Origin of the sequence: Nonlabens sp. MB-3u-79 (genome assembly GCF_002831625.1) — a bacterium.
GTDB lineage: Bacteria > Bacteroidota > Bacteroidia > Flavobacteriales > Flavobacteriaceae > Nonlabens.
This window is the reverse complement of record NZ_CP025116.1, coordinates 2,568,187-2,591,257: the sequence shown is the minus strand read 5'-3', so window position 1 is coordinate 2,591,257 and position 23,071 is coordinate 2,568,187. Positions and strand designations below refer to the sequence as shown.

Here is a 23,071-nt window from a genome sequence, read left to right as displayed (position 1 = left end):
TAGCTATGAGCTATATACGGTGTTGTAAACAGTGCTTTCTTCAGTTTCTTTTTAGTTCAATTATTAATGTGTCAGATTCCTCAATAAATTTGGTACTTGAGTTTCTACGATAATTTTCATCAATTTTTTTAGTTGAATATCCGTCTTTTTCAAATACTAATTGATATTCATCGCAACCTCCAAATACACAACCAACAAGAGTTGAAGTTTCAAAATATCCATTCTTGTTAGTCGAATCGGTAATTCCATTTACATTAGAAGTTTCTAATTTTACCTTTACATTTGAAATCCTTTCGCCAGTTTCTATATCTAAAACAACACCATTTTCGCCAACAAACCCTTCGCAACCTGAAAGAATTAAGGACACGAATATTAGTTTAATAAAATTGATTTTTTTTCGTTTAGACATTATTTTTAGCTAATAATTTTTTATAAAATTTTTCTCGCTCTAATATATTTTTTGAATTGTCAAACAAATTAACAAGCCCAAATAAATAGAGTCTTTCGTTCATTGTCATTCCGCCAATACCGTGAATTGCAGAATCTCTAAAATCCGTCCACATTCCGTAAACTTTTTCAAAATCCGATTTTTTGTCAATCAATTCATTTTCAAAATACCGTTCGATATTTTTTTTTAGTTCAATCGCATTTTTATCATTGGTTTTCCATTGCTGAATTAATTCCGCCAAATTTTGAACATTTTTTTCAGATGATACTTTTCTGATTCTGTTTGTTAATTCATCAATGTTCATTTCATTACGGATTTTTTTGCATTGTTTGCCAACGGTCTTGTATATGGCTCGTAGCGTTCAAAACAGCGATTACTTTTCAGTTAAGCACGAGCCAATTTTTTAATTTTATTATTATCTTTTTTTCTCAATAAGCCAAATTAAAAAATTTGGCGGACTTGCAAATATGCTTAAACTTTGAATTAACCAACTGATAAGCTATGAACTATATACGGTGTTACCCAACGTTTTTTATCATTTCGTTTATTCGATTTTCCGCTTCTGCTTTTGAAATTCCGTTATAATAATCACTAACAAATGGGTGGTCAAAATCTTCGTGTGGAAAAATTTCAGGTCTGTCATTTCCGCTTTTTGTCGTTACATCACAAGGAATTGAAGAGGTATCTCCATATTCACTTATATTGCTGCATAACCAACCAAAAAAGCCAGTTTCGTATTTCGGATTATTGAAATTTTCTTTATAATCAGAATAGCTTTTTTCGCTTAAGGAAACCCAAAGTCCATATTCCAGAGCTTCGCAAGCATTATTTATTTTTTGAGTAAGCGTCACTCTTATGAATCGGTCAATTTGGTCTTCATTATGAATCTCGCAAAAGTCTGTATCCAATTTTCCAAGTTCCGTTTTTTCATTGTCAGAAAGATAATCGTAATTCGCTGGTGATTTAAAAGCTAAAGCAGGCCATTCCGAATGCACTTTTCTACATTCAGAGCATTTAAATTCCGTTGTTTTATTTTTCCTTCTTTTCCAGAACATTATTCGCTTGGTATAGTTACAAACCCAGTCCAAATCATTACTACATAAATCAAACAGAATATTGCAAAAGCCTTGAAAAAAAGACTAAAAAATTTAAAAATACCTGGTGCTTTCTCAACTATTCCTGTATTATTTCTGATATGAAAATCTTTTAATTTTCTAGTAATTATTGGTCCGATTACTCTAAAGAAGAAAAATCCGAAAATAAAAAATAATGAAAGTCCAATTTTAAATTTCAATTTCTACGGTTTTTGGTAAATGTTGGGTAACGGTGATGTATATGGCTCGTAGCGTGCAAAATAGCGATTACGTTTCGGTTGAGCACGAGCCAATTTTTTAATTTTATTATTACTTTTTTAATCAATAAGCCAAATTAAAAAATTTGGCAGACTTGCAAATATGCTTAAACTTCGATTCATCAACTAATTAGCTATGAGTTATATACGGTGTTGTGCAACGTTTTTATTCTTCAATTCCCTACATTTTTCGCAATAAACAACGTCAACATCTTTCGGATAATTAAATCTTTCCAAGTCTCTAGGTGCATTAATATTTGCCATTGGAAAAAGCTCTTTTTCTCTTTCGTATGAAATTTTTGGAATTATGTCATTTCCATCTGCGATTTTCACGTTATCCTTTTTCAACTCAAAGTCGTGGATTGGACAATAGTTAAATATCTCGTGGACATTTTCAAATAGAATTGGTTCAATATCAAATTCATTCGAAAAATTCTGAAGCAATTCTTCTTGCCAAAAGAATAATTTCTCTCTTAATGGAAACGCTTCATAAAGTGTCAAAATGAAATGATTATATTTTTCATCTCCGACAAATTTTTTAAATTCTATTCTAGTTTGGTCTTTATTTAATTTTTCAGGTTTAATTTCGGTTAACGAATTTGTCATTCGTTCTATTCGTTTTTCAGCTTCCTTAATTGTAATTCCATTTTCCCAGTCGGAAATGAGTTTATGTTCGTTTTGGTGAGGAATTATTTCAGGTCTTACTCCGCCACTTCGAGTATTCACATTTACGTGAATACCTAAAGTACTTTCTTCGTAATCAGGAATTTCGTTACTAATCATTCCGAAATAGGTTTTTCCTTCAACGTTGTTTTTAAATTCAGATTGATATTCATTAAAACTCTTTTCGCTCAAAGAAACCCAAATTCCGTAATCCAAATCTTCGCACGCATCATTGATTTTGATTGTCAAAGTTGTTCGTATAAATCTGTCAGTTTGGTCTTCGTTTTTAATTTCACAAAAATCAGATGATAATTCGGCTATTTCTTTCTTGTCTTTTTCATTTAAAGTATCGTAATACAATGGTGACAGAAACCCAAGAGCTGGTAGTTCATCGTGAACTTGACCACAAGTCGAACATTCAAATCTTGTAGATTTCTCTTTTCTCTTAAAAATGTCAAAAATCCCCATATTTTAATTTAGAACGATTGGTTTTTCAAATGTTGCACAACGGTTGTGTATATGGCTCGTAGCGCTCAAAATAGCGATTACTATTCGGTTGAGCTAAAGCCAATTTTTTAATTTTATTATTACTTTTTTTTCTCAATGAGCCAAATTAAAAAATTTGGCGGACTAGCAAACAGGCTTTAACTTCGATTAAACAATTAATTAGCTATGAGCTATATACGGTGTTGTGCGCTGGCTTTCTACGCTTCTATTATTTTGTCAGCTATTATTAAACACTCTTCTAAAGTTCCTAACATTCCTATTTGGTTTCTTTCAATATCTAATAATTTTTTTGCGATTTCAATTCTGTCAGCTCCGTTTTTTTTCAGTCGGAATATTTCTGGAACGTAACCTTGATATTCGTCTCTTGGCGCAAAGTCATTAACTCCAATTGGGTCCCAATCAATCCAAAGAATATCATCAATTTTCTTGTAAACTATTAAATCGGTCGTTGCGGTTATGCTATTTTCAAAACCTTTGTTTCTTTGAAAAATTAGAATTGTGGATTTCACTTCTTGATGTAAATTTTCGTCATCAATTAAATCACAATATTGTAAAGCAAACATTGGAATAGCAAATCCGCTATTTGCATCAAACGGTGCTGATTGTTCCGATGAATTATAAGTTACTTTCGCAACTCTTTCAGCCAATCTCAAATACAATTCAAAATCTTTGTCCGTATTCGATAAATTCAGCATTCTTATTTTGGTAAATTGGTCGTGAGCAAGTTTCCATTTTTCTTTCACGTCAATAATTCCATAAAGTTCTGAAATCTCGACAGGCATTTTTTCTAAATATCTATCAAATCGAGATAAAACCAATCCTGCCCAGTTCGGACGCACAATTTTGGGAACATTTTCAAAAATCCGTTGTCCAATTTTTATGTCGGTTTTTATTTCGTTCATCGGTTTTTTTAGCTTGCGCACAACGGTCTCGGTTATGATTTCGTTGCATGAAAGTAAGCCAAAATCTTGATGCCACAAAAAGCAGCCCAGCTCTTTTACTTTATTTGTGGTCTGTTTTTTTACACACGACAGTTTTTAGTAAACGTTCAAAAGGGCTGCGGCTGTAGATCCAATTACTAGCAAACATTGGCTAGCTCTTAACTTGCAATGAATTATAACCGTTGTTACCTACTGTAGCACCACATACGCATATTCCATAGCTAGTAAATATTTGGAGTGTTGCGGTTCTAAGGTTCTCATTTATTTTTATCCTGTGAGTTCTACTTTTCATCTTGTGAGTTCTAATAGAGCGCCCTGGGGAATGTATTTTAACGATCTAGGTGTTTGTATGATCCGGGTTTATTTTGATCTCTAAGAGCCGTTCACGGGATTTTACCGCAACACGGAGTGCATTGTATATATTATCTCAGTAATGGATCGGAGGGAGGCTTTACTATTCACTTCAGAATTATATACCGAGTATTATGGTAGCGTTGGCCGTAGCTTGGGGTTTTTGTGCTATTGTAGGTAACGGTTGTGTATATGGCTCGTAGCGTGCAAAATAGCAGTTACTTTTCGGTTGAGCACAAGCCAATTTTTTAATTTTATTATTACTTTTTTTTTCAATAAGCCAAATTAAAAAATTTGGCGGTCTAGCAAATAGGCTGTAACTTCGATTAAGCAATCAATTAGCTATGAGCTATATACGGTGTTGTGTGTAGTGTTTAATTCATTCAATATTTTTTAAACTTATCTCTGTTTTCATTCGATCAAAATTATTTGCTATAAAAAATAATAATACTAATGCTACAAAGTTAATGTTCAGTTCGGTTAAATCAGGATTAGCATTTCGTGATAAATTCCAGCTCGCAAATCCGAAATCAAGTCCGAGAAGACTATCATTTGTCAGTTTTATTGTTAGTCTAAGATAAACACCAAGAGCAAAATCAAAAATATATCCAAACAAAACAAAACTTAGTACTTGAAATCCTTGAGTAAAAACTGAAAATTTTAACCCCTTTAAATATTTTTTCTGGATAAGTAAAATCCCGCTATAGATGGATAATCCACATAATAGATTAAAAACAATGAGAGAGAATAAAAAAAATCCGTTTGAATTAAATTTTCCGTAAACACTAAATAGAATCATAAGAACACCTATTATTCCTCCTATAATTTGATAGTATCCTAAATATTTAATTCGATTGTATTTTTTACTCATTCACTTTTTTTTAACATTACACACAACGGTCTTGTATATGAAAAGTAGCGCTGAAAAAAGCGATAATTTTCGGATAAAACACAAGCCGAATTTTTAAATTTTATTAATTATTTTGTTTTTGGGAATTTGTCAAATTTAAAAATTTGGCGACTTTCCAAAAATGCCCGAACCTTTGTGTTAGCAACGACTCGCGCTATTTTTTATATACGTTGTTGCCCACAGTATTTTTCGAAGCGCAATGTTTTCAATGCTTTGATAAATTCCGTTTGAGTTTTTTCGTTTAAATACCATCCATAAAATCCAATTCCGATTTTATTATATTTTTCTTTGCTACCAGTTAAACTATCAATGTAAATTCCAGTTCCTCCGTAACCTTTGTTTCTCGGCGTAATTATTTTCGCTTTGAAACAATCAATAGAATCTAATTCAGTTTGGTATTGCAAATATTCTTTAAAATCAACATCTGTTTTAAATAAATCTTCGACAATTAGATGTTTAGTTTTCGGTAATAATTCTCGTTCTTTTTTTGTGAGTTCTGCTAATCCGATAGAATCATAAACCATTGGATAATCACTTTTACTTAAATCGGCAGAATATCTTCCAAAATCAAAATTTAGCGAATCGTTTTTATCCGTAATAATTCCGCCAACATAACTATCAATTCCTTTTCTTGCGTATTTATTCCATTTTTCAGGAACAGTAATCTCAAATTGTCCAAAGTCAATAACCTTATATTTCGGACTTGCGCAAGAGCAAATCAGAAGTATAATTATTATTGATAGCAGTTTTTTCATATTGTGGGCAACGGTCTCGGCTATGAGTAGTTGCGTGGTTTAGTATTAAGCTTTGCAAGTACACACCAAACTGAAAATCCGCGAGGATTTTCAGAAGTAGGCGAGAACAAGCAATTACTTATAGCCATTGTTGTACGGCGTTTTTATTTTAATTTAAATTTCTGAACTCTATTTCCCAAAATATCTCCAACATAAATACTTCCTTTATCATCAATTTGAATATCGTGATATCTCGAAATTGGACCTTCATAAAATCCAGTTCTACCAAACTGCTTTTGAAGGTTTACATCTAAATCAAAGCGAAAAATATCAGAGCCTTTAACAATAGTATCATTATCAATCCAGTAATCTATTCCAAACAAGTGGTTTTTCTTATTATCAATGGTTACGGAATATAATTGGTCAGTTGACTGGTTTTGCCAGAGCGTGATAAAATTTCCCTTACTATCAAACTTTTGAATTCGATTATTTTCTCGGTCAGCAACATAAACAAATCCATTTTTATCTAAATCAATTCCGTGCGGAATATTGAATTCCCCTTGTTTATTTCCGAATTTGCCCCATTCAAATAAGTATTTTCCGTCTGTTGAAAATTTAATAACTCTACTGTTGCCATATCCATCGCTTACATAAAAAGAGCCATCAGCAGACACGGCTACATCTGTCGGAAGATTGAAATGTTCTTTGTCATTTCCAGCTACTTGAGCTTCGCCTAAAGTCAAAAGTAGAGCTCCATCCGAACTGAATTTAAAAATTTGATGAAGGGCAACATCTGTTACCCAGATATTATTTTCTTTATCAATTTCTAATCCGTGTGGCATTATGAATAAATTCGCTCCCCAACTATTTAAGACTTTACCTGTTTGTTTATCAATAACCGTAATAGTGTTTTCTTGAATTTTATCTTCTGGCAATGGTTCTTGCCAAACCCTACTCGCTCTATGAAAAACCACAATATTGTTTTCAGAGTTGATTCCGAGTCCAGTTGGATTTCCTAAAATGAAATCACTAGGTAAATTTGGCCAATCGCTAACTAAAACATAAGAATCAGAATTTTTAGTTTTTTGTTCTGGTTTGTTTTTTTCAGAGTCCTTGCATCCTAAAATTAGAATTGATAGAAGAAAAAAAAGAATAGTATTTTGTTTAAATTTCATTTATTGGTTTTGCTTGGTTTAAATGACGTACAACTGTGATGTATATGGCTCGTAGCGTGAAAAATAGCGATTACTGTTCGTTTAAGCAGGAGCCAATTTTTTAATTTTATTATTATCTTTTTTTCTCAATAAGCCAAATTAAAAAATTTGGCGGACTTCCAAATATGCCATAACTTCGATTAAACAACTAATTAGCTATGAGCTATATACGGTGTTGTGCAAAGTATTTTTCGCGTGACTATGTCAACCAAATCATAGCTCCAGTGCCTGCGATAGCACAAATTACAACTGCTTGTACTTTCATATTTGAGCCATATAAATGTCCATATAGAGTCATAAGGATTTCTAAATCAGTTACATTATTATCTGATATTTCAATCTCGTATTTCTTCTTGTCGATGAACTGACTTTCGTTTCTAATTTTAATGAGAATATTCTTTTGATTATCAATCATTTTTGTTCCCCATTTTAGTCCGAACACTCCTGTGATTTTTCGTCCAGTTTCTAAAACTTCTGTATTTCCAGAAAACGAATTGCTTTTCAGATTGTATTTAACATCACCATTCTCTAATATTTTGGTGTTCCATTTGTCACGTGTCAATTGGTATTTACTTTCTCCAATTATAATATCCGCATTCTTATAATTTGATTGAGTTTTAATTCCACCTATCAAAATATCTTTTTCATTGTAAACGTTAATAATGTCTTTTTCTAATTTCGCAAGCATATCCTTTTTTTTGGTTTTATTACTTATGTCTCTAGATTTGCTTAATATTTTGCACAACGGTTGTGTATATGGCTCGTAGCGTGAAAAATAGTGATTACTTTTCAGTTAAGCACGAGCCAATTTTTTAATTTTATTATTATCTTTTTTCTCAATAAGCCAAATTAAAAAATTTGGCGGACTTGCAATTATACCAGGACTTTGAATTAAACAACTACGTAGCTATGAGCTATATACGGTGTTAGCACCAGTTTTTTCATTCCTCAATTCCAAATTTATTCCAAAATTCAATTACGTATCTTGATGATTCATCAATCTCCATATATTTATCTTTTGAGAATTTATATTTGTTTATGAAGGAAATTATAGAAACACAATTTATAACACGTATATTATTTAAAGTCGTAACAGTAGTTTCAGTATTAAATGAATCTGATTTGCTCATTTTGCCTTCGTTTAGTTGAATCATCGCAATAAATTCAGAGTGAGCATAATTTGAATACAGTTTATAAACTTTTTCAAATATATCTGTTTTTAATATACTCTGGTTTAAAAGTGCAGACCAGCTCATAATTCTTGGTAAACCATAATTGTCTAATTTCCACAATTGCTGTTTTTTTAATTTCGAATAATACGGACTTGTTTTGATAGTCTTTTTTAGTTCTTGTATTTCTACTTTTTCTCTTTCTATTTTGGACAAAAACTCTTCGTTTTTTGTTTTTACAAAATCTTGTCTTGCCATAAAGCCTGAAATTCTCCAAAGATTATATCTGAATATTTGTTCCTCTCTAGATAAATTATTGAAGTATAAATACTCTAAAGTCAAAAAGGATTCAATTACTGACCTTGTCAATATGTAAAGTGATGTCCTGTCAATAATTAAGGGTCTTTCTTTTCTATTTAATATTCCAAATTCAATGCCTTTAGATAATTCTAATATGCTTCGAGAAGTAAAAATTATTTTGATTAAAAGAGTTTCCTGATATAATTCGCCAATGCCTAATTTTGGTTTAGCGTCATAAAAAGACTGCACTACAAAAGCATTTTCCTGTAAAACTTTTTCGAGACTCGGAATTAAAGAAGAAAGGTTTAAACTACTGGCTTCGTTTATAAGAGTTTTTATTTTCTCTTCATTATTCATATTCTCATTTTGTCCAAATTGGTGCTAACGGTGTCGGTTATGATTTCGTTGCATGAAAGTAAGCCAAAAATTTGATGTCGCACAAAGCAGCCCAGCTCTTTTTCTTTATTTGTGGTCTGTTTTTTTTACAGACGACAGTTTTTAGTAAACAATCAAAAGGGCTGCGGCTGTAGATCCAATTACTAACAGCCATTGGTTAGCTCTTAACTTGCAATGAATTATAACCGTTGTTACCTACTGTAGCACCACATACGCATATTCCATAGCCAATTCATTTTTGGAGTGTTGCGGTTCTAAGGTTCTCATTTATTTTTATCCTGTGAGTACTACTTTTCATCTTGTGGGTTCTAATGGAGCGCCTTGGTGAATGTATTTTAACGATCTATGTGTTTGTATGATCCAGGTTTATTTTGATCTCTAAGAGCCGTTCACGCGATTTTACCGCAACACGGAGTGCATTGTTTGTAACATCTCAGTAATGGATCGGAGGGAGGCTTTACTATTCACTACAAAATTATATACCGAGCATTATGGTAGCGTTGGCCGTAGCTTGGGGTTTTTGTGCTATTGTAGGTAACGTGTTTGTATAAGATTAGTTGCGGTTTCTTAGCGATAAAATTAATGAAATTATATAAATTTAAACACTCCTACTTTTTTCGACATGGAAACGCGGCTTTAGCAATTAATTTTATACGGTGTTGGGCACAGTTATTTCAGGTCTTGTAATTTTGCAAAAATTAAGGTCAACTTATTTAAGAATTCTTGCGAATCTAAAAAATAACTAGGATAAGCTTTTTTTAGAGAATCTATAGATCCTGTTGAAACTAGTACAGCTTGAAGAGGAGCTCCTTTATTTATTTCCTTTTCAATGTTCGTATAATCTATATTCGCTTGTTCTAATTTTCTAGCAGGGTAGCTTTTAACATTAACCATTTTTTTCTCCAAATTCAGAGTTATTAAATTGTACTTGCTATTTGAATCTTTTTGAATTATATGATTTGCTGCAACTGTAAAAGCACTTAACCTTTCAGAAACATTAAGTCTGTCAGATTCGGCTATTATTTTTTCAAAAATTTCTTTTTTACTTAAATGTTGATGTTTTTCATGAACGGGAGAATCTTCTAAAAAAGAAAAACCGCTACTAACAAGTGAGAAGTATTCTAACCAACTATCAGAACCTTGACTAGATTTCAAGGATTGATTTAAAAAAGTCCCCATTGTTTCAACAGCTGTTGCCCATGCATGCTGCAGTTTTGTTCGAATTTGAATTTCAACTCGTAATCCATTTGCTTCAAGAGCTTGTTCATTTACATATTGATAGATTAAGTGAATTCCCCTATAACCAGTTCGAGCTGGTTCATTAATATAATCTTTATAGTCTTTTAATATATGTTTAAATTTACTTTTACGATAACTCTCTTCCATTTTCCTTACCTCAGAGATATCGTTAAGAATTGCCCTTAATCCTGAAATATCTTGCATTGTTGAAAGTTTCATATTCGAGAACCTTTCAAGTTTAGAAACTATGGAAACACTTCTTTTTAATCGTTGAGCAACAAGAATATCTTGAAATCCTAAACGCTTTATTTTATCTCTTAAAGTTGCTTGAAAAGTATTTATAGGATAAGCATGTATAGTTCTCCAATAAGTTAAAATATTTTGAGCATTTTCTAATTCAAGCTCAGTAAATTCAAAAGGTTTAGTCAATATTTTTCCAGCAACTTTTATTTCGTTATTAGAGTACTTTCTTTTCATTTTCTTGGAATTGTGCCCAACGGTTCCGTATATGAAAAGTAGCGCTGAAAGTAAGCATTACCTTTTCTGATGATACACAAGCCGAATTTTTAAATTTACTAATTATTTTATTTTTGGGAATTTGTCAAATTTAAAAATTTGGCGACTTTCCAAAAATGCCTAAGCCAAAGTGTTAGCAACGACTTGCGCTATTTTTTATATACATTGTTGTGCAACGTTATTCTTCCCATATTAAGTTTTTCGCTACACTTTCAGTTTCATATTCCGCATTAAATGTATCAAGTTTCTTCGATATTTCTATTAGTTCGATTGAGACACTTTTTATAGCAGAAACCAAAGATTCGTAATCTACTTTTATTATTTCTTTCGTTTTTGGATAGAACTCTTCATCAGTTGAGTCACATTCAATAATTATTTCATTGCCAATTTTTTTAAATTTTGGTGATGGATGACATTCTGGTAAATAGAATGGCTCAAAATTTTCATGTAGTATTTTTTTCCAATCATTTATTTCGCTTAACAATCCACAACATTGAGGAAAGAGTACAAATTCGTTATTTACTTTCAATCCATATCCACCAAAAAATGCACAGGATTCGGCAATTGGTATATCTGAAACGTGTAATTCGATTGCTTTCTTCAAATCAGAATCACTAATATCAGATAATTTGTATTGATGCTCATTAAATGGTTTGAGATTTTTTACACCCGAATAATTCCGCTCAATTAGAAGTCGATTTTTCTCATCAATATCTGTTATATCGTTTAAGTCAGGAAACTTAAAAGTTGGTAGTTCAATTAATGGGACTAATTCGATTTTCACAGTTTTCTTTAATGTTGCACAACGTTTATGTATAAGAATAGTTGCGGGTTTGCGTGCGAGGATTTTCCGCAGGAAAATCAGATGTAGCAAACACGCAACTACCTTTTTTTTAGCACTAAACCGCAATTATTTTTATACGGTGTTAGGCACAGTTATTCTTTCAATTTTAAAAATATTGCTGCATTATTATAAAAAATATCTTCTTTCTCTTTATCTGTCAAGAAATCAAGACTTTTTAGGAAATTAATTGATTTTTCAATAGCATATGGAAATTTCATTTGATCAGAGCCAAACATTACTCGATTTAGATAACCAGCTTCTTTTGCGTTTTTGATAAATTCTTTAATATAGCGTTGTGTATTAGGTTCTACCCATAACATTACTGCAAGATCTGTATAGAGTTGTGGATAATAGGCCATGAGCCTAAGAGCATGCTCTGGCCAATCTTCTCCACCAGCATGCATCATATAAATTCGAAGTTTAGGATATTTCACCAAAACATCTTCAATTGTATATGGATCACCTAATTTTAATCTTGCTTTTGGTGACCAAGAATATGTTCCACCAGGATCTCCTCCCCCCATGTGTACAGCCACAGGAATATCATATTTTTCACAAATTTGTAAGTAAGGCTGCCAAATAGAATCACTTAACGTTGTCCCACCGTAATAAGGCGCGGTTTCTCCGAAAACTTCAATTTTATTATCTTTCACCATTTGTTCAAATTTTACAGAATCCATGTCATAATCATCTGGTGTATACATTAAAATACCTCTTATGATACGTTGATTACTATCTTTTGTTACCCAATTCTCAACACTTTCAGGATTACCACTTACCATTGCCTTAACGATATTAAATTTTTCAAATGCAGCAAATGTTTCTAAACGGTGTGATTCTGCATCTTTTGAACCTTTATTACCGTAATAATCTTGGTCTGGTTCTTTTCCTTCAAATTCACTTTCAGTGTAGGAGTGAATATGCATGTCAATAATCTTTGTATGGGTTTGTGCAAACAAGGATAAATGAACTAAAGTAGAAGTCAGTAATATAATATTGAACTTTTTCATGGTATTTTTTTTAATTGTGCCTAACGGTTGTGTATATGGCTCGTAGCGGTCAAAATAGCGATTACTTTTCGGTTAAGCACGAGCCAATTTTTTAATTTTATTATTACTTTTTTTTCTCAATAAGCCAAATTAAAAAATTTGGCGGACTTGCAAATATGCCATAACTTTTGACTAATCAACTAATTAGCTATGAGCTATATACGGTGTTAGGCAACGTTTTTCATTCGATTATGAATTTCACGTTGACTTTAGCCGAGAACGCCATTTTTTCAAAATCAATCATAATATCTTCTTTCGCGCGACTTCCATAAATACTTGAAGCTCCTCTTATTTGAACTCCAGCTACTTTGCCTTGTAATTGGCTTGTAATAAATGCAGTTTCTAAATCAGAAACATAAATAGCTTTTCCGATTTTTTGATTTAAAGGCGCAACCATATTTTCCGCATTTCGTTTTGCTTTCAAAATAGCTTTTGCTCTTAACTCAAGCAATAATTGTTCAGATTTTGAGTATTCTGTTTTAGAAATAGATACATTAGAAATCTCTTCACGCTCTAAACCTGCCATAACTTTTCCAACAGTTTGAGCGTCTTTTAAAATCAAAGAGAACATTTTTGTTTTCAGTACTTTTTGTCCAGCAAGAAAATATTTTTTGAAGTCACTACTATAATCTACTACGGACAAAGATTTTTCTAAATCAATACTCAAAGATTTTAAAACCTTAAACATAGATGCCTCTAATTCTTCTGTTGATTTCCGATTACGATTATCTTCCTCGTTTAATATAATCATCAAATGAATTTTATCTGGTGTGACTAACGTGTCAACTTCCGCAATTGTCTCCAAAAAAGGCTGGTCGATAAAATTTTTAGTTTGTGAATGACCTTGTAAAGTCAAAAAGCCAATGATAAGTAAAAGTCCTAATTTTTTCATTTGTTTGATTTTGGTTAATTCAATTTTATTTTTCTTGTTCGAAACTATGATTTGATTAAGTTTCTTGAAAGTCAGAATGAGTGAATTACCCTTTTCATTTAGTTTGTTATTTAGGACGATTTTTTTCAAATGTTGCCTAACGTTTATGTATAAGAATAGTTGCGGGTTTGCGTGCGAGGATTTTCCGCAGGAAAATCAGATGTAGCAAACACGCAACTACCTTTTTTATAGCACTAAACCGCAATTATTTTTATACGGTGTTAGGCACAGTTATTCTTTCAATTTTAAAAATATTGCTGCATTATTATAAAAAATATCTTCTTTCTCTTTATCTGTCAAGAAATCAAGACTTTTTAGGAAATTAATTGATTTTTCAATAGCATATGGAAATTTCATTTGATCAGAGCCAAACATTACTCGATTTAGATAACCAGCTTCTTTTGCGTTTTTGATAAATTCTTTAATATAGCGTTGTGTATTAGGTTCTACCCATAACATTACTGCAAGATCTGTATAGAGTTGTGGATAATAGGCCATGAGCCTAAGAGCATGCTCTGGCCAATCTTCTCCACCAGCATGCATCATATAAATTCGAAGTTTAGGATATTTCACCAAAACATCTTCAATTGTATATGGATCACCTAATTTTAATCTTGCTTTTGGTGACCAAGAATATGTTCCACCAGGATCTCCTCCCCCCATGTGTACAGCCACAGGAATATCATATTTTTCACAAATTTGTAAGTAAGGCTGCCAAATAGAATCACTTAACGTTGTCCCACCGTAATAAGGCGCGGTTTCTCCGAAAACTTCAATTTTATTATCTTTCACCATTTGTTCAAATTTTACAGAATCCATGTCATAATCATCTGGTGTATACATTAAAATACCTCTTATGATACGTTGATTACTATCTTTTGTTACCCAATTCTCAACACTTTCAGGATTACCACTTACCATTGCCTTAACGATATTAAATTTTTCAAATGCAGCAAATGTTTCTAAACGGTGTGATTCTGCATCTTTTGAACCTTTATTACCGTAATAATCTTGGTCTGGTTCTTTTCCTTCAAATTCACTTTCAGTGTAGGAGTGAATATGCATGTCAATAATCTTTGTATGGGTTTGTGCAAACAAGGATAAATGAACTAAAGTAGAAGTCAGTAATATAATATTGAACTTTTTCATGGTATTTTTTTTAATTGTGCCTAACGTCTCGGCTATGGTTAGTACGGGAATTAAAAGTAATTAATTTCCGAATAAGCACTTAGCCAAATCTTTTTATTTTGTTTTATCTTTTTCATTTTTAAAGCCAAATCAAAAGATTTGGCGGACTTAGTAAATGCACCTAAACTAATGGTTAAGTACCAAAACCCGTATTAATTATAGCCATTGTTGTACCCAGTTATTTTATCAGGTGAAATCGTATCCTTCGTCTTCTAAAATTTCCTTTTCATTCCTTCGTTTTATCAATCGGTTTAAAGTTCCGTTTTCAATTCCTTTTCTTCGAAAATGCCCTGTGTTTTCATCAATCAGTCGGTTAATTATTCTATCACTAATTTTCTCGATAAAGAGATAGTTGAATGAATCTTTTAAAACAGTAAAAGGCGTTAGAAAAATTCCACGTCTTGACCACCAACCTGCAAAAAAAGTAATTAAAATCGCCTTAAACTTTGCTTTTTTACCACAACTCAAACACAATATTTTTTCATTCCGCGTGTCATTCGCAAAAAGTAAAACCGATACGATTTGGTTAATTTCAAATCCGTAAAGTCTATCTTTCTTTTCAGAGCATTTTGGGCAGTTCAGATTTTGAATTTTAGTTTTCAGAGAATCGCGTTCAATTCCGTCAAAACTTTTGGTTTCTGTTTCAACCCAACTAATCAAATTTTTGTCAAGATTCCGCTTTTCAATTTCGTCTTTTAAAATTCCGAGTACATCTTTTCTTAAACCTTTCGATTCATTCTTGGCAATATTCTCGATTTTTGAATCGGAAAAGTCTTTATAATTTTCTCTTATTTCGTCAACACTATGCATTCAGTTTTGAGTTCGGTTTTAATTGGGTACAACGGTTGTGTATATGGCTCGTAGCGTGCAAAATAGCAGTTACTTTTCGGTTGAGCACGAGCCAATTTTTTAATTTTCGTATTATCTTTTTTCTCAATAAGCCAAATTAAAAAATTTGGCGGACTTGCAAATATGCTAAAACTTCGATTAAACAACTATTTAGCTATGAGCTATATACGGTGTTGTACACAGTTTTTTTATATTAATACTGCTTGATTATTGTCCTTATTTATTCTGTTCCATTCATTGTGGCAACGTTTGAGGTTTTCATTTTCATTTTTTTCCAACCATTTTACAAATGCTTTTTTTTCTCTTTTAGGTAAATCTTCACCATTTTCAATTGTTAAAAGAGATAATTTTTCTTTAAAATTTAGTTCGTTCCAATGGCTTAATTTCGGCATAAATATTTTACCAATATTCTTAAGACTATTTTTTTTATGAATTTCAAAATGCGCTTCTCCGTGTTCATTTCTTCCAGCCCCACCAGTACTTCCTCCACGAATGAAGATATTGATTGAAAGTAATTCAGATAATTTATTCATCCGTTCAAAATTATCTTTCAGATGAAAAGTTTTTCCATTTTCATCTGTAATAGAATATTCTAATTCGATGCTAAACCCAATTAGGTCAGAAGAAAGCAAATTCAGAAATTCTTCTTCGTCATTGAATGTGTATTCAACCAACCAAGTTCCAATTGGATAATTTTTATAATGTTCAGTGATTGAACTCTTATTGTTTTCAGAAATTAGAAAAGAATTAGATAATTCAAAACTTTTAAATGATTCCTCACTATGACTTTTTGTTAATGGAATATTCAGTTTCTTATCAAAAGTATCTTTGTATTCTTTTATAGTTTCTTTTGAGAATTTTATTTTGAAAAAACCAAGTTCGTTATGATAACGTTCAATTTCTTTTTCAGGAATTAATATTGCTCCTAAAATTCTATTTCCTTGATTTTTATTCATTTATGATTGAGTTCCTAAATTGTGTACAACGGTTGTGTATATGGCTCGTAGCGTTAAAAATAGCGATTACTATTCGGTTAAGCACGAGCCGATTTTTTAATTTTATTATTATCTTTTTTTCTCAATAAGCCAAATTAAAAAATTTGGCGGACTTGCAAATATGCTTAAAACTTTGAATTAATCAACTAATTAGCTATGAGTTATATACGGTGTTAGGCACAGTTATTTTCAGTTCTTAATTCAATTATTTTATCCGCATTTACTTTCCATTCGCCATTTTCCAATATCATCTCAATCGGAAATGGCCAACCTGAAGTCAATATCTTTATGTTCTGTCCGTTTTCAGATTCGTAAATTCTCTTTATCGATTGTCCGTCTGATAAATCGCTTAATTGCTCAGCTACACATTTGGGATAATTTCCAATCCATAATAAATCCGCTTTTTCATTATCGACAATTAGAGATTGGATGACTTTCTTATCTCCTTTTAATAATGCATTGTCAAATTTCCGAAATACTTTTTCAGGTTCTCCTTCTTTCGTTTTAGCATTATCAATAGCAAATTGCATTATTTCATCTTCGTTCATTCTATTTTTCAATTCACAAAATTCGAGAATTGTATTTTTCATAAGCGATACGGCTTCTTCATCATTTTTAGCACAAGTCTTAATCACATAAGACCAAATATAATTTGTCGGAAATGAATTTTTTAAACATACAAATCGATGAAAATCAGTTCCGCTTATTGGTGTTTTTTTAACAAAAGAATATCCATTTATAAAAGCAGAGATTTCATTAAAAGTGCTTTCCAAACAATACATCAAAGGTCTTTTGCATATATGCTCAATGAATTCTGTAAATGTCGGTTCTTTTTCCACAGTTTGTTTTAATTGTGCCTAACGGTCTTGTATATGAAAAGTAGCGCTGAAAAAAGCGATAATTTTCGGATAAAACACAAGCCGAATTTTTAAATTTTATTAATTATTTTGTTTTTGGGAATTTGTCAAATTTAAAAATTTGGCGACTTTCCAAAAATGCCCGAACCTTTGTGTTAGCAACGACTCGCGCTATTTTTTATATACGTTGTTGCCCACAGTATTTTTCGAAGCGCAATGTTTTCAATGCTTTGATAAATTCCGTTTGAGTTTTTTCGTTTAAATACCATCCATAAAATCCAATTCCGATTTTATTATATTTTTCTTTGCTACCAGTTAAACTATCAATGTAAATTCCAGTTCCTCCGTAACCTTTGTTTCTCGGCGTAATTATTTTCGCTTTGAAACAATCAATAGAATCTAATTCAGTTTGGTATTGCAAATATTCTTTAAAATCAACATCTGTTTTAAATAAATCTTCGACAATTAGATGTTTAGTTTTCGGTAATAATTCTCGTTCTTTTTTTGTGAGTTCTGCTAATCCGATAGAATCATAAACCATTGGATAATCACTTTTACTTAAATCGGCAGAATATCTTCCAAAATCAAAATTTAGCGAATCGTTTTTATCCGTAATAATTCCGCCAACATAACTATCAATTCCTTTTCTTGCGTATTTATTCCATTTTTCAGGAACAGTAATCTCAAATTGTCCAAAGTCAATAACCTTATATTTCGGACTTGCGCAAGAGCAAATCAGAAGTATAATTATTATTGATAGCAGTTTTTTCATATTGTGGGCAACTGGTTATATCGACTCAAATATACTCCTTATCCATTAAAAATCTCCGGATAAACGGATGTTTGGTGGTTCTTTAGCAGATTTAAAAGTTTTGACAGCAGCATCTAGCGGATTCACAATTTGTAGTAAATCTTTTCTTGCGATATGGGTGTACAACATCGTGGTTTCTGGCTTGCTATGACCCAATAACTCTTGAACATGACGCAAACCCACACCATTCTCTATCATATGGGTGGCATAGCTGTGGCGCAAACTATGAGGCGTTATTTTTTTAGTGATACCTGCTTTCTTACAAGAACGTCTTAAAAAAGAACGGATACTACTGCTGCTATAAGGACCACCTGAGAGGCTTTCTAAAACATAGGTCTCTGGTCTATAAGTGGCCAAATAATTTTTAATCAGTGGGAACATGCTCACCGCAATACTTACATGACGGTCTTTACGACCTTTTCCGTGTTTGACAAATACCTGTTGTCGATCCAGATCAATGTGAAATAAACGCATGTTTAAGAGTTCGCCTATACGTAAACCACAACTGTAAAGCATCCCTAAAGCAAATCTATGCTTTAGGTTTTCGGTCACTTGTAACAACAGTATAACTTCTTGTGTACTCAACACCTGTGGCTGGAACTTATCTCTTGTAGGACGTTTCATTACTTCCAATAGGGTCTCTAATTCAGGATACAGCAATCCCAAATGTTTAAAGGCACTTACCATCTGTCGGTGGGTACTCACGCTGTAATTCAAACGCTGGACACTGTGAAGTATAAAATCTCTAATGCATTCTGCGTCGCTTTCTAACAGGTCCTTATATCCTAAATAACGTACATAGGCCATTATAAAGTTGCTGTAGGTGTCTACCGTGCTCACACTCATACGCAAGCCTATTAAGTAAGAACGGTAGTCCTTGTACATAGTAAGGTTGTGAAAGTTAAAACCTTTGTTGGTCTCCATAGGAGGAAGGGCAGCTTTGATATTGACTAAGAAATGCTGTTGTTTCAATTGTGTATAAAGAGTGTTGAGCTGATCCCGATCATAAACAAGATACCATTTATGCAATTGATCACTCCACAACACCAATCCGCTGGATTTTAAAAAAGTATAAATGGGGGCACTGTATTGAAACTCTAAGACAACAATGTCCTGTCGTTGAAGGCGGCTTTTTTTAAAGTAAATAGTAGGTTCTTGCATGGCGTATAAATTTGTGAGTAAACGAACCGATGAAGTTACTAAATTTTAACCATATGATTTTCAAATTGTTATGTAAAAAACAAAGGCCTAAAAAATAATACGCAACAAGCTAAGGTGGGCATTGCAAAAATCACTTGATTTGAGTTCTCTAACTTATGAATAGATAGAGGTACTTCAACACCCTAGTTTTACGGAGTATTTTAATAGTACGTGCAGCTTGTAAAGAAACATACCAAACGACACTACCACCATAACAGCAACCGCTTCAGCTTGTAGGTCTGTTGAAAGCCCCTCTAAAAAAGGAAATAAAGCTCTTGTAGCGGGGTACTGCAGCTTGGTACCTGTTGGTACCTGGCGTAAAAGCTATGGCAGTATACCCTGACTTGAAAGTTTAGGTTTAGGGGAAAAGCAGAAGTTGAAATTCAGGCGTTAGAAGGTTCTTTTATAGTCAAGGGTAAAAGAAACAAACGTTGGAAAAGAAAATAGATGTCTATAGGTATCTAGATAAAAAACCCACCATGGAATGGGGTAAAAAGAAGTGGAGATTTTATTCGTTGAAAACAAGGGGAAATAAGCTCAGTAACAAATGGCATGTTCCTACAAATTCTAATAAATGATTTTTAGATACTGCTAATCAGAAAACAAAACTATAAACGGTTGGATTAGGCTTGTATTTTCTATAGTCTAAAGAAAGTTAGATCATCAACAAATACTTTTCAAAAAAAAAGCACCTCCTTAAAAAGGAAGTGCTTTGTATATTCACTTTAGGAAAATAGTTCTATCCTAAATATGATTTAAGGATCTTACTTCTCGAATTCTGACGTAGTCTTTTGATTCCTTTTTCCTTGATCTGACGCACGCGCTCACGAGTAAGGTCAAAGGTTTCGCCTATTTCTTCCAGACTCATAGGTTGTTGATTTCCAATACCGAAATATAGAGAAATCACGTCTGCTTCTTTTTGAGATAAAGTCTCTAAGGCACGTGTGATCTCCAGTGTTAAAGATTCATGCATTAGTTCTCTATCAGGATTAGGAGACTCACCACTACGTACAACGTCGTATAGGTTAGAAGTCTCTCCTTCTTTAAGAGGCGCATCCATGGATACGTGACGACCTGCATTCTTAAGGGATTGCTTTACATCGCTTACCGTCATATCCAGTTCTTTTGCAAGTTCTTCTGGAGAAGGTGGACGCTCATGCAATTGCTCAAGATGAGAAAAAGCCTTGTTAATCTTGTTAATGGAACCAATCTTGTTCAATGGAAGTCGCACGATACGTGACTGCTCTGCTAGTGCTTGAAGAATGGACTGGCGTATCCACCATACCGCGTAGGAGATGAATTTAAAACCACGTGTCTCATCAAATCTTTTTGCAGCCTTTACGAGTCCGGCATTACCTTCATTTATGAGATCGGGAAGCTTAAGCCCTTGATTTTGATACTGCTTGGCAACAGATACCACAAAACGTAAGTTTGCAGTAGTCAACTTCTCAAGAGCTCTCTGATCACCTTTCTTAATGCGCTGTGCCAGTTCCACTTCTTCCTCTGCTGTGATTAAATCAATCTTAGAGATGTCTTGTAGGTACTTGTCCAGCGATTTTGATTCACGGTTTGTAACCTGTTTGGTGATTTTGAGTTGTCTCATTTAAATAATAAAGATTAAAAATTAATGACCTGACATCCTTTGTCAGATGATAAACTAGTAGCAAAAATCATACCAAAACAGCTTTTTCTGACAGCTTAGCAGGCTAGTAATAGCGCGACTTTCTCCACTCAACATTAGTCGCTATAATAGCTTTTTTGTTACAAGTGGAACCATCTTGTCGTATATAAACCTTAGGATAATGACGATAACCCCTCTAAAGTAAGCCCGTAAAGGCACAACAAATAATGAAAAAAAAATAACATCTTTGCACCACCATACACCATAAAAGAAAGAGTAGCGCCTCCTTCTTGCCTTTAAATATTTTTTATGAATCTTAAGTTTTTATTCTTAGTTCTTATCCTGTCAGGTGTCTACTGTCAGTCACAAACAAAAATTAGGGAGACCGGTTTATGGTCCCAATACCTCTATAAAACACCACTAGCTAACCGATGGGCCATCGCTGGAGATTTTCAATACCGTACCTATAAAATAGGAGCTGACTTCCAGCAATTTATAGCTCGTGCTGCAGTTTCTTATCAACCAGCAAATACCGCCATCGATGTGCATGCAGGTTATGGCTATTTTACGGGTCAGCCCTTCGGTGCAGCAGATGATACCACTACAGAGCACCGATTGCATCAAGATCTTTGGTTTGAAAGTAAAGTGAACAGCCGTTTGGAACTCAAACATCGTATAAGAATAGAAGAGCGCTTTGTAAAAGGTCAAGATTTTAGAACGCGTTTCCGCTATACCTTATTCCTTAATGTACCGCTTCACCGTAAAACCATTACAGACCAAACCCTATATGCCGCCTTGTGGAACGAGCTGTTTATCAATGGGCAAACCAATACAGGTAAAGGAACTGTGGAGTATTTTGATCGCAACTGGGCTTTTGCAGGTTTAGGCTACCAATGGAATGCCTCTTTTAAATTTCAAGTCGGCTATATGCGAGAGATCACACCTTCCACTAGTAAAGGACAACTGGTGATTAGTGTTTTTCATCAACTCTAGCAATACTTATTAAATCCTATCTGTCACTGGTGGCTGTCTTGCTATACTTTTAAGAATAATAAAATTCTCAAAGTGAATACAGGTGGCTTTTTTTGTTGGAAATTGAGGCAATCCCCTTGAGATTTGTTCAATAAAGCACCTAAATAAAACGAAATGACCTAAAACTAGCTTTGCTTAAGTTTTTAGATATTTAGGAAGTCCATTGTCATAAAACTGATCGCATGCACCAAAAATATCAAACAGAACAACAAAACTCTCCACCAGTTCAAGTGAACCAGTCGTTGCTGTACTTTGCGATCATCTGAATCCGTATCAATCTGCTCGTGTAAGGGAATAAAAACGAACATGGTGATCAGCCAATTCACAGCAATGAAGATCAAAGCCATGATCTCAGGAATGGCAAATGTGCCTTTGGTCAGCAATAAGTAGGCAGCTATTGCAATTTGAGCAATCATTAGTGGGGCCACGATAATCGTAATTCTGCCTGTATAAGTTTTATGCCACTTGCTTAGGGTATTGCTATTGTAATAGAGAAAACTAGGATAAATGATAAGTTGTACGATCCAGATAAGAACTACGAGTCCAAAATCTACCAAAAGCTGTAAAAGATCTAAATAATTCATAAACGAGATATTTTCCAAGCCCAATAGATCAATAAAGGATGTATGATCACAAGACGCAGCCAGCCTATCCAAGACGGTATACAAAAGTCTCCTGCACAACTGTCGTTCTGTAAAAAATATACATGAGAAATAGAGAAGGCCAGGAGCATGGCTATTGTGCTTATTCCCGCTATCCTGCGAGTTTTAGGAAAAAGAGCTAATCCAGCAACTACCAGCTCTGCAACTCCTGCTGCATAATTGATCCATAACTTATTTCCCAACCAGTCCGGAATGACCTCTAAGTAAACCTCTGGAGTCACAAAATGCATGATTCCAGCAATAGTATAGAGAACTATAAAACTATATAAAAGCGCTTTTTTCTTCATGTATTT

At 33.1% G+C, this 23,071-nt stretch carries 26 protein-coding genes; 1 reads left to right on the top strand and 25 read right to left on the bottom strand.

Annotated features, from left to right (window positions below):
- Positions 1–40: 40 nt before the first annotated feature.
- The 23 genes from CW736_RS11470 to CW736_RS11365 all read right to left on the bottom strand — a co-directional run bounded on the left by CW736_RS11470 (position 41) and on the right by CW736_RS11365 (position 21,066).
- Complete coding sequence (locus CW736_RS11470) at positions 41–409, bottom strand: hypothetical protein (RefSeq protein ID WP_101014155.1); 369 nt, start codon at positions 407–409, stop codon at positions 41–43.
- Entirely contained in the window at positions 402–752 is a 351-nt protein-coding gene (locus CW736_RS11465; protein ID WP_101014153.1) for a hypothetical protein, read from the bottom strand. Before CW736_RS11465 ends, CW736_RS11470 begins: the two co-directional genes overlap by 8 nt.
- A 214-nt stretch (positions 753–966) precedes the next feature.
- Positions 967–1,503 (bottom strand): DUF2199 domain-containing protein, encoded by a 537-nt coding sequence (locus CW736_RS11460; protein WP_101014149.1) that lies wholly within the window; start codon positions 1,501–1,503, stop codon positions 967–969.
- Positions 1,503–1,742 carry a hypothetical protein gene (locus tag CW736_RS11455; RefSeq protein WP_101014146.1) on the bottom strand — a complete coding sequence of 80 codons (240 nt, stop codon included), beginning with the start codon at positions 1,740–1,742 and terminating at the stop codon, positions 1,503–1,505. Before CW736_RS11455 ends, CW736_RS11460 begins: the two co-directional genes overlap by 1 nt.
- A gap of 198 nt (positions 1,743–1,940) precedes the next feature.
- On the bottom strand, positions 1,941–2,930 hold the full coding sequence (locus CW736_RS11450; protein ID WP_101014143.1) for a DUF2199 domain-containing protein: 990 nt from the start codon (positions 2,928–2,930) through the stop codon (positions 1,941–1,943).
- Positions 2,931–3,166: 236 nt separating this feature from the next.
- Positions 3,167–3,871, bottom strand: a complete 705-nt coding sequence (locus tag CW736_RS11445; protein WP_101014141.1) for a hypothetical protein — start codon at positions 3,869–3,871, stop codon at positions 3,167–3,169.
- Positions 3,872–4,061: 190 nt separating this feature from the next.
- Positions 4,062–4,202 (bottom strand): hypothetical protein, encoded by a 141-nt coding sequence (locus tag CW736_RS14285; RefSeq protein ID WP_232735354.1) that lies wholly within the window; start codon positions 4,200–4,202, stop codon positions 4,062–4,064.
- A gap of 438 nt (positions 4,203–4,640) precedes the next feature.
- Positions 4,641–5,132 carry a hypothetical protein gene (locus CW736_RS11440; RefSeq protein WP_101014139.1) on the bottom strand — a complete coding sequence of 164 codons (492 nt, stop codon included), beginning with the start codon at positions 5,130–5,132 and terminating at the stop codon, positions 4,641–4,643.
- A 200-nt stretch (positions 5,133–5,332) separates the two neighbouring features.
- The gene (locus CW736_RS11435) at positions 5,333–5,926 is read right to left on the bottom strand and encodes a hypothetical protein (RefSeq protein ID WP_101014116.1); all 594 of its coding nucleotides are present in this window, start codon (positions 5,924–5,926) and stop codon (positions 5,333–5,335) included.
- Between the two features lie 143 nt (positions 5,927–6,069).
- The gene (locus tag CW736_RS11430) at positions 6,070–7,080 is read right to left on the bottom strand and encodes a peptidyl-alpha-hydroxyglycine alpha-amidating lyase family protein (RefSeq protein ID WP_101014137.1); all 1,011 of its coding nucleotides are present in this window, start codon (positions 7,078–7,080) and stop codon (positions 6,070–6,072) included.
- A 238-nt stretch (positions 7,081–7,318) separates the two neighbouring features.
- The gene (locus CW736_RS11425; RefSeq protein WP_157810940.1) at positions 7,319–7,807 is read right to left on the bottom strand and encodes a hypothetical protein; all 489 of its coding nucleotides are present in this window, start codon (positions 7,805–7,807) and stop codon (positions 7,319–7,321) included.
- Between the two features lie 253 nt (positions 7,808–8,060).
- Complete coding sequence (locus CW736_RS11420; RefSeq protein ID WP_101014132.1) at positions 8,061–8,945, bottom strand: DUF5677 domain-containing protein; 885 nt, start codon at positions 8,943–8,945, stop codon at positions 8,061–8,063.
- 708 nt (positions 8,946–9,653) lie between these two features.
- Positions 9,654–10,700 carry a RelA/SpoT domain-containing protein gene (locus CW736_RS11415; protein WP_101014130.1) on the bottom strand — a complete coding sequence of 349 codons (1,047 nt, stop codon included), beginning with the start codon at positions 10,698–10,700 and terminating at the stop codon, positions 9,654–9,656.
- Positions 10,701–10,917: 217 nt separating this feature from the next.
- Positions 10,918–11,523, bottom strand: a complete 606-nt coding sequence (locus CW736_RS11410) for a hypothetical protein (RefSeq protein ID WP_157810939.1) — start codon at positions 11,521–11,523, stop codon at positions 10,918–10,920.
- Positions 11,524–11,675: 152 nt separating this feature from the next.
- Positions 11,676–12,593: an amidohydrolase family protein gene (locus CW736_RS11405; protein WP_101014126.1), complete on the bottom strand. Its 918-nt coding sequence runs from the start codon at positions 12,591–12,593 to the stop codon at positions 11,676–11,678.
- Between the two features lie 220 nt (positions 12,594–12,813).
- Entirely contained in the window at positions 12,814–13,524 is a 711-nt protein-coding gene (locus CW736_RS11400) for an SIMPL domain-containing protein (protein WP_232735353.1), read from the bottom strand.
- A gap of 270 nt (positions 13,525–13,794) precedes the next feature.
- Positions 13,795–14,712, bottom strand: coding sequence for an amidohydrolase family protein (locus CW736_RS11395; protein ID WP_101014126.1), 918 nt, complete (start codon positions 14,710–14,712; stop codon positions 13,795–13,797).
- 225 nt (positions 14,713–14,937) lie between these two features.
- Entirely contained in the window at positions 14,938–15,561 is a 624-nt protein-coding gene (locus CW736_RS11390; RefSeq protein WP_101014123.1) for a hypothetical protein, read from the bottom strand.
- A gap of 227 nt (positions 15,562–15,788) precedes the next feature.
- Positions 15,789–16,556, bottom strand: coding sequence for a hypothetical protein (locus tag CW736_RS11385; protein WP_101014121.1), 768 nt, complete (start codon positions 16,554–16,556; stop codon positions 15,789–15,791).
- A gap of 212 nt (positions 16,557–16,768) precedes the next feature.
- Positions 16,769–17,434 carry a hypothetical protein gene (locus CW736_RS11380; protein WP_157810938.1) on the bottom strand — a complete coding sequence of 222 codons (666 nt, stop codon included), beginning with the start codon at positions 17,432–17,434 and terminating at the stop codon, positions 16,769–16,771.
- Between the two features lie 196 nt (positions 17,435–17,630).
- A complete protein-coding gene (locus tag CW736_RS11375) occupies positions 17,631–18,224 on the bottom strand; it encodes a hypothetical protein (protein WP_101014116.1) in 594 nt (197 codons plus the stop codon).
- A 45-nt stretch (positions 18,225–18,269) separates the two neighbouring features.
- Entirely contained in the window at positions 18,270–19,424 is a 1,155-nt protein-coding gene (locus tag CW736_RS11370) for a tyrosine-type recombinase/integrase (RefSeq protein ID WP_101014113.1), read from the bottom strand.
- A 778-nt stretch (positions 19,425–20,202) separates the two neighbouring features.
- A complete protein-coding gene (locus CW736_RS11365; RefSeq protein ID WP_101014111.1) occupies positions 20,203–21,066 on the bottom strand; it encodes an RNA polymerase sigma factor RpoD/SigA in 864 nt (287 codons plus the stop codon).
- A gap of 327 nt (positions 21,067–21,393) precedes the next feature.
- Here CW736_RS11365 and CW736_RS11360 point away from each other — a divergent pair, with 327 nt between their 5' ends.
- Entirely contained in the window at positions 21,394–22,077 is a 684-nt protein-coding gene (locus CW736_RS11360; protein WP_101014109.1) for a DUF2490 domain-containing protein, read from the top strand.
- Positions 22,078–22,259: 182 nt separating this feature from the next.
- On the opposite strand, the gene CW736_RS11355 is transcribed toward CW736_RS11360, so the two are convergent.
- Entirely contained in the window at positions 22,260–22,700 is a 441-nt protein-coding gene (locus CW736_RS11355) for a DUF1772 domain-containing protein (RefSeq protein WP_101014107.1), read from the bottom strand.
- Positions 22,697–23,065 carry a MauE/DoxX family redox-associated membrane protein gene (locus CW736_RS11350; protein ID WP_101014105.1) on the bottom strand — a complete coding sequence of 123 codons (369 nt, stop codon included), beginning with the start codon at positions 23,063–23,065 and terminating at the stop codon, positions 22,697–22,699. The genes CW736_RS11355 and CW736_RS11350 overlap by 4 nt, the downstream gene beginning before the upstream one ends.
- Positions 23,066–23,071: the final 6 nt, after the last annotated feature.

Bases quoted from the DNA above. Each gene is read 5' to 3' on its own strand.
- CW736_RS11465 (WP_101014153.1), bottom strand. From the start codon at position 752: ATGAACATTGATGAATTAACAAACAGAATCAGAAAAGTATCATCTGAA.
- CW736_RS14285 (WP_232735354.1), bottom strand. From the start codon at position 4,202: ATGAAAAGTAGAACTCACAGGATAAAAATAAATGAGAACCTTAGAACC.
- CW736_RS11430 (WP_101014137.1), bottom strand. From the start codon at position 7,080: ATGAAATTTAAACAAAATACTATTCTTTTTTTTCTTCTATCAATTCTA.
- CW736_RS11390 (WP_101014123.1), bottom strand. From the start codon at position 15,561: ATGCATAGTGTTGACGAAATAAGAGAAAATTATAAAGACTTTTCCGAT.
- CW736_RS11375 (WP_101014116.1), bottom strand. From the start codon at position 18,224: ATGAAAAAACTGCTATCAATAATAATTATACTTCTGATTTGCTCTTGC.
- CW736_RS11460 (WP_101014149.1), bottom strand. From the start codon at position 1,503: ATGTTCTGGAAAAGAAGGAAAAATAAAACAACGGAATTTAAATGCTCT.
- CW736_RS11435 (WP_101014116.1), bottom strand. From the start codon at position 5,926: ATGAAAAAACTGCTATCAATAATAATTATACTTCTGATTTGCTCTTGC.
- CW736_RS11440 (WP_101014139.1), bottom strand. From the start codon at position 5,132: ATGAGTAAAAAATACAATCGAATTAAATATTTAGGATACTATCAAATT.
- CW736_RS11415 (WP_101014130.1), bottom strand. From the start codon at position 10,700: ATGAAAAGAAAGTACTCTAATAACGAAATAAAAGTTGCTGGAAAAATA.
- CW736_RS11395 (WP_101014126.1), bottom strand. From the start codon at position 14,712: ATGAAAAAGTTCAATATTATATTACTGACTTCTACTTTAGTTCATTTA.
- CW736_RS11405 (WP_101014126.1), bottom strand. From the start codon at position 12,593: ATGAAAAAGTTCAATATTATATTACTGACTTCTACTTTAGTTCATTTA.
- CW736_RS11470 (WP_101014155.1), bottom strand. From the start codon at position 409: ATGTCTAAACGAAAAAAAATCAATTTTATTAAACTAATATTCGTGTCC.
- CW736_RS11420 (WP_101014132.1), bottom strand. From the start codon at position 8,945: ATGAATAATGAAGAGAAAATAAAAACTCTTATAAACGAAGCCAGTAGT.
- CW736_RS11370 (WP_101014113.1), bottom strand. From the start codon at position 19,424: ATGCAAGAACCTACTATTTACTTTAAAAAAAGCCGCCTTCAACGACAG.
- CW736_RS11365 (WP_101014111.1), bottom strand. From the start codon at position 21,066: ATGAGACAACTCAAAATCACCAAACAGGTTACAAACCGTGAATCAAAA.
- CW736_RS11450 (WP_101014143.1), bottom strand. From the start codon at position 2,930: ATGGGGATTTTTGACATTTTTAAGAGAAAAGAGAAATCTACAAGATTT.
- CW736_RS11400 (WP_232735353.1), bottom strand. From the start codon at position 13,524: ATGAAAAAATTAGGACTTTTACTTATCATTGGCTTTTTGACTTTACAA.
- CW736_RS11355 (WP_101014107.1), bottom strand. From the start codon at position 22,700: ATGAATTATTTAGATCTTTTACAGCTTTTGGTAGATTTTGGACTCGTA.
- CW736_RS11445 (WP_101014141.1), bottom strand. From the start codon at position 3,871: ATGAACGAAATAAAAACCGACATAAAAATTGGACAACGGATTTTTGAA.
- CW736_RS11360 (WP_101014109.1), top strand. From the start codon at position 21,394: ATGAATCTTAAGTTTTTATTCTTAGTTCTTATCCTGTCAGGTGTCTAC.
- CW736_RS11350 (WP_101014105.1), bottom strand. From the start codon at position 23,065: ATGAAGAAAAAAGCGCTTTTATATAGTTTTATAGTTCTCTATACTATT.
- CW736_RS11385 (WP_101014121.1), bottom strand. From the start codon at position 16,556: ATGAATAAAAATCAAGGAAATAGAATTTTAGGAGCAATATTAATTCCT.
- CW736_RS11425 (WP_157810940.1), bottom strand. From the start codon at position 7,807: ATGCTTGCGAAATTAGAAAAAGACATTATTAACGTTTACAATGAAAAA.